The following is a 6000-nucleotide window of genomic DNA, read 5'->3' as shown; positions in this document are numbered from 1 at the left end:
AGCGAACGCGGGAGACCAGCGCATCCAACACCGTTCGGGACGCGCGCAGTTCCGGGAGCTGGCAGCAAATGCCACTCCTGAACACTGTTTAGGAACGGTAGGGGGATGTGCACCGAGGGCAGGGAAACCGCGCCACACTCGCACCGTTGAGCCGCACTCTCACCGCTGAAGGGCAGGACCGGTCATGGTGTTCTCCACGTCCCGTGTCTCCAATACGTCCGCCGCGCCACCCGCGTCCCGGGTGTACCGGAGCGAGTACGCCGACATCGCGCCCGTGGAACTCCCCATCCACGAGGCCGTCCTCGGCCCCGCCGCCTCCTACGGCGACCGCCCCGCACTGATCGACGGTCTCGACGGCACCATCCTCAGCTACGCCCGGCTGGACCACGCCACCCGCCGGCTCGCGGCCGCCCTCGCCGCGGCCGGGGTCCGCAAGGGCGAGGTGCTGGCCCTGCACAGCCCCAACTCCCTCGTCTACCCGGTCGTCTTCTACGCCGCCTCGCGCTGCGGGGCGGCCGTCACCACCGTCCACCCGCTCGCCACGGAAGCCGAGTTCGGCAAGCAGCTGGCGGACTCCGGGGCCCGCTGGATCGTCACCGTATCGGCGCTGCTGGACACCGCCCGCGCCGCGGCCCGGCAGACCGGCCGGATCACCGAGATCTTCGTCTGCGACCGCGCCGAGGGCCACCGTTCGGTCCAGGACCTGCTCGCCGGCACCGCCCCGGAACCCGCCGTCACCCTCGACGCCGCCACCGACCTGGCCGCGCTGCCGTACTCCTCCGGCACCACCGGCACCCCCAAGGGCGTGATGCTCACCCACCGCAGCATCGCCACCAACCTCGCCCAGCTCGACTCGCTGATCACCAGCGGCCCCGGTGACCGCGTCCTGGCGGTACTGCCCTTCTTTCATATGTACGGCCTCACCGCCCTGATGAACGCCCCGCTGCGCAACGGCTGCACCGTCGTCGTGCTGCCCCGCTTCGACCTGGAACGCTTCCTCGCGGCGATCGCGGAACACCGCATCACCGCCGCGTACGTCGCACCGCCGATCGTGCTCGCCCTCGCCAAACACCCCCTGGTCGCCGAGTACGACCTCTCCTCCCTCCGGTACCTCGTCAGCGCCGCCGCGCCCCTGGACGCCGAACTGGCGGCCGCCTGCTCCCGGCGGCTCGGACTGCCCCCGGTCATGCAGGCGTACGGCATGACCGAGCTGTCGCCCGCCACCCATGTCGTCCCGCTCGGCGCGCAGAACCCGCCGCCGGGCGCCGTCGGCAAGCTGCTCCCCGGCACCGAGATGCGCATCGTCCCGGTGGCGGAGGGCGACGGCGGGGGCGGTACGGGACCGCGCGCCGACCTCGGTGTGGGGGAGACCGGCGAGATCCTCATCCGCGGCCCGCAGGTGATGAAGGGGTATCTGGGGCGTCCGGCCGAGACCGACGCGATGCTCGACACCGACGGCTGGCTGCACACCGGGGACGTCGGGCGGGTGGACGGCGACGGCTGGCTGTATGTCGTGGACCGCGTCAAGGAGTTGATCAAATACAAGGGCTACCAGGTGGCCCCCGCCGACCTCGAAGCGCTGCTGCTCGCCCATGACGACATCGCCGACGCGGCGGTCATCGGCGTCCCGGACGGCGACGGCAACGAGATCCCCAAGGCGTTCGTCGTACGGCGGCCGGGGAGCGCGCTGAGCGGCGAGGAGGTCATCGCGTACGTTGCCGGGCAGGTCGCCCCGTACAAGAAGGTGCGCCGCGTGGAGTTCCTGGACAGCGTGCCGCGCGCCACCACCGGCAAGATCCTGCGGCGTGAACTGCGCACCAGGGAAGGGAGCTCGACGGCCCGATGAACGAGACGACGCGGGACGCGGGAGCGGACGACGGGAGGGCACATGACAGGAATGCGCAGGACGGGAGGGCACGTGACGGGCAGGCACATGAGGCGCGGACGGGGGACGGCGTGACGGACACCGGTGCGGAGGCCGGTACGGCGGCGGGTACGGATGTGGGAAAGGACGTGGGTACGGAAGCGGGTACGGACGCCGGCCCGGATATCGCTTCGGACGCCGCCTCGGCCACCGCTGCGGCCCCGCCCGAACCGCTGGTCCGGATCGCGTTCGACCGCGGGATCACCACCCTCACCCTGGACTCCCCGTACAACCGCAACGCGCTCTCCGCCCGTCTGGTCGCCGAGCTGTACGCGGGGCTGGCGGCGGCCGCCGCGTCCGAGGACACCCGCGCCGTCCTCCTCACCCACACCGGCACCACCTTCTGCGCCGGCGCCGACCTCACGGAGGCCACCGCCACGGCGCCAGCGACGGTCACCGACACCGATCCCGCCACGGCCGGACTGCTCGGCCTCGCCCGGCTGCTGCGCACCCTCGTGGAGCTGCCCAAACCGGTCGTCGCCCGGGTCACCGGGCACGTACGGGCCGGCGGTCTGGGCCTGCTCGGGGCCTGCGACATCTCGGTGGCCGGGCCCGGCGCCACCTTCGCCTTCACCGAGGCCCGGCTCGGCCTGGCCCCCGCCGTGATCTCCATGCCGCTGCTGCCGCGGCTGGACGCGCGCGCCGCGGCCCGCTACTACCTGACCGGGGAACGGTTCGACGCGGCGGAGGCGGCCCGGATCGGGCTGGTGACGCTGGCGGCGGACGAGGTGGACGCCGGACTCGCACCGGTCCTCGACGGGCTGCGCAAGGGCTCGCCGCAGGGCCTGGCCGAGTCCAAGCGGCTGGTCACCGCCGAACTGCTGCGGGTCTTCGACCGCGACACCGACGCGCTGGCCGCCCGCTCCGCACGGCTCTTCGGCTCCGCCGAGGCCCGGGAGGGCATGACCGCGTTCCTCGGGCGACGGGCCCCGGCATGGCAACGGTGACCCCGGCCCGCGGCGCCCGGCAGCCCCAGCAGGAGCGCAGCCGCGCCACCCGCCGCAGACTGCTGGAGGCCGCCATCTCCTGTCTGGCGGACCACGGCTGGAGCGGCAGCACGGTCTCCGTCGTGGCCGAGCGGGCGGGCGTCTCCCGGGGCGCCGCCCAGCACCACTTCCGCACCCGCGAGGACCTCTTCACGGCGGCCGTCGAGCACGTCGCGGAGATGCGCCAGGGGGCCGTGCAGGCGGTCGCGGACAACCTGCCGCCGCCCGGTTCCCGCGCCCGTACCCGGATCATCGTCGAGGAACTCGTCGGCCTCTACACGGGCCCGCTGTTCCGGGCCGCGCTCCACCTGTGGGTGGCCGCCGGCGACGAGGCGCAGCTGCGCGAGCGGGTGACGGCCCTGGAGGCGCGCGTCGGCCGCGAGGCACACCGTACGGCGGTGGCCCTCCTGGCGGCCGACGAGACCGTCCCCGGCGTGCGCGAGACCGTCCAGGGCCTGCTGGACATGGCCCGCGGCCTGGGCCTGGCCAACCTGCTGACGGACGATTCGGCCCGCCGGGAGCGGGTCGTGTCGCAGTGGTCGAGGATCCTCGACGGGGTACTGAACCCGGTGACGGGATAGCGCGGGCGGCGGGGGACGGGCGGACCGTGCCGGCCCCCGCCCGTCCCCCGTACCCCCGCGCCGCGCGCCTCAGCCGGCGATGTCGCCGAACCCCGCGATCTCCCGCGGGTCACGGGCGGCGGGCCCCACGTACCGCGCCGACGGCCGCACCAGCCGGCCGGTCCGCTTCTGCTCCAGGATGTGCGCGCTCCAGCCGGCCGTCCGGGCGCAGGTGAACATCGACGTGAACATGTGCGCCGGCACCTCCGCGAAGTCCAGCACGATGGCCGCCCAGAACTCCACGTTGGTGGCCAGCACCCGGTCCGGGCGGCGGCTGTGCAGCTCCGCCAGCGCCGCCTTCTCCAGCGCCTCGGCGACCTCGAACCGGGGCGCGCCCAGCTCGCGCGCCGTACGCCGCAGCACCCGCGCCCGGGGGTCCTCGGCGCGGTAGACCCGGTGCCCGAAGCCCATCAGCCGCTCGCCCTTGTCGAGGGCCCGGCGGACGTAGGCCGCCGCGTCGCCGGTCCGCTCGATCTCCTCGATCATGCCCAGGACCCGGGACGGCGCGCCGCCGTGCAGCGGTCCGGACATCGCGCCGACCGCGCCGGACAGCGCGGCGGAGACATCCGCGCCGGTCGAGGCGATGACCCGGGCGGTGAACGTGGACGCGTTCATGCCGTGCTCGGCGGCCGACGTCCAGTACGCGTCCACTGCCGCGACGTGCTTGGGGTCCGGCTCGCCCCGCCAGCGCTTCATGAAGCGCTCCACGACCGTCTCCGCCGTGTCGATCTCGCGCTGCGGCACCATCGGCAGGCCCTGCCCGCGCGCCGACTGGGCGACGTAGGACAGCGCCATGACGGCGGCGCGGGCGAGGTTGTCGCGGGCCGTCCGCTCGTCGATGTCCAGCAGCGGCCGCAGGCCCCACACGGGCGCGAGCATGGCCAGCGCGGACTGCACATCGACCCGGATGTCACCGGAGTGCACCGGGATCGGGAACGGCTCGGCGGGCGGCAGACCGGGGTTGAACGCCCCGTCCACCAGCAGGCCCCAGACGTTCCCGAAGGACACCTGCCCGACGAGATCCTCGATGTCGACGCCGCGGTACCGGAGCGCGCCGCCCTCCTTGTCCGGTTCGGCGATCTCCGTCTCGAACGCGACGACACCCTCAAGTCCGGGTACGAAGTCGGACATCACGCGGCTCCTCAAGATGGGGACGGCAAGCGGATGGTGACCGGATGCCGTGCGGTCGAGTCTGGTGTGCGGTGCTGGCGAGGGTACGCGGCTGCGCCGGGCAGCTCGCGGTCCGTACCGGTCATCGCGCATGCGCGGTATGCGCGGTATGCCCCCGACGGGGCATGCGCCACGCGGCGTGGTGCCCGCGGCGGGACGGCCAGGGCACGCAGCCGTGTCCCGTGTCCCTTCAGGCGGGACACGATAGCTCCCGAGGTCCGGAGGCCACAGTGGGCGGAGCCTGATTTTGGCGGGTCCGCGACGTGCGGGGAAGCGTGATGTCCGGCACACGGGTCGATTCGCTGACGAGAGGGTTACGGCCGGTCGACGGGGGGCAGACTTCCGGCCCGCCCGGTGCCCCCGGCGGGCCCGATGCTGCAAGATGAGGCCGTGCACTCCGCCGACGCGCCCTCCCCCGACGAAACTTCCGACCTCCTGTCAGCCCCCGACCCCTCGTCCATGCGCAAGCACTACCGCGCCGAGGGACTCGTCGAGTCCGAACTCGCCGCCGGCCCGTACGAGCAGTTCGCGCGCTGGTTCAAGGACGCGGCCGCCGCCGGTCTGCACGAGCCGAACGCGATGATCGTCTCGACCGCGGACGCCGCGGGCCGGCCGAGCTCAAGGACCGTGCTCCTCAAGGCATTCGACGCCCGCGGATTCGTCTTCTTCACCAACTACACCAGCCGCAAGGGCCGCGAACTGGCCGAGAACCCTTACGTCTCCCTGCTGTTCCCCTGGCACTCCCTGGCCCGCCAGGTCATCGTGACCGGCACCGCGGAACGCATCGGCCGGGATGAGACCGCCGCCTACTTCCGCACCCGTCCGCACGGCTCCCAACTGGGTGCCTGGGCCAGCGACCAGTCCTCGACGGTCGGCTCCCGCGCCGAACTGGAGCGCGCCTACGAGGAGTTGGCGGCCCGCTACCCGGAGGGCGAGCAGGTGCCCGTACCGCCGCACTGGGGCGGCTACCGCGTCACCGCCGAGGCGGCGGAGTTCTGGCAGGGCCGGGAGAACCGCCTGCACGACCGGCTGCGGTACGTACGGGCGGGCCGCAACGGCGGCACCGGCGGGGCCCTCTGGCGGGTCGAGCGGCTGGCACCCTGACGCGGGCGGGCGCGCCTCGGGCGTGCCCGTGACCGCCGCACCCGCGGGCCGTCCCGAAGGGCTCGGGGTCCGTACACGCAGACGACCCGCGGGCTGCTTCCCCCGCGCTCGGTGGCGCGAAGGGCCGGTCGGACGAACCGGCAGCCCGCGGGTCGGGTGACTGCTTGGGATTGGCCGGCTGCGCACCTGCGTGGTG

Annotated in this window: 5 protein-coding genes; 4 read left to right on the top strand and 1 reads right to left on the bottom strand. The window is 73.7% G+C overall.

Annotation, left to right across the window (positions count from 1 at the left end; all coding sequences use genetic code 11):
• Positions 1-184 precede the first annotated feature (184 nt).
• From IH09_RS30710 to IH09_RS30700, 3 genes are all read left to right on the top strand, one after another.
• Positions 185-1846, top strand: a complete 1662-nt coding sequence (locus IH09_RS30710; protein WP_052860795.1) for a 4-coumarate--CoA ligase family protein — start codon at positions 185-187, stop codon at positions 1844-1846.
• Positions 1847-2049: 203 nt separating this feature from the next.
• The gene (locus IH09_RS30705; RefSeq protein ID WP_052860799.1) at positions 2050-2871 is read left to right on the top strand and encodes an enoyl-CoA hydratase family protein; all 822 of its coding nucleotides are present in this window, start codon (positions 2050-2052) and stop codon (positions 2869-2871) included.
• The gene (locus IH09_RS30700; protein WP_052860794.1) at positions 2859-3491 is read left to right on the top strand and encodes a TetR/AcrR family transcriptional regulator; all 633 of its coding nucleotides are present in this window, start codon (positions 2859-2861) and stop codon (positions 3489-3491) included. Before IH09_RS30705 ends, IH09_RS30700 begins: the two co-directional genes overlap by 13 nt.
• Before the next feature lie 69 nt (positions 3492-3560).
• Here the strand turns inward: IH09_RS30700 and IH09_RS30695 are convergent, their stop codons facing one another.
• Positions 3561-4661 carry a citrate synthase 2 gene (locus IH09_RS30695; protein ID WP_172450465.1) on the bottom strand — a complete coding sequence of 367 codons (1101 nt, stop codon included), beginning with the start codon at positions 4659-4661 and terminating at the stop codon, positions 3561-3563.
• A gap of 411 nt (positions 4662-5072) precedes the next feature.
• Between IH09_RS30695 and pdxH the strand changes: the two genes are divergently transcribed.
• Entirely contained in the window at positions 5073-5804 is a 732-nt protein-coding gene (gene pdxH / locus IH09_RS30690) for a pyridoxamine 5'-phosphate oxidase (RefSeq protein ID WP_190233454.1), read from the top strand.
• The last annotated feature ends 196 nt before the right edge of the window (positions 5805-6000 follow it).

The sequence above is a fragment of the Streptomyces celluloflavus genome (assembly GCA_000720995.1).
Classification (GTDB): domain Bacteria; phylum Actinomycetota; class Actinomycetes; order Streptomycetales; family Streptomycetaceae; genus Streptomyces; species Streptomyces celluloflavus.
The sequence above is the reverse complement of the archived record's forward strand: the minus strand, read 5'-3'. Positions and strand labels throughout refer to the sequence as shown.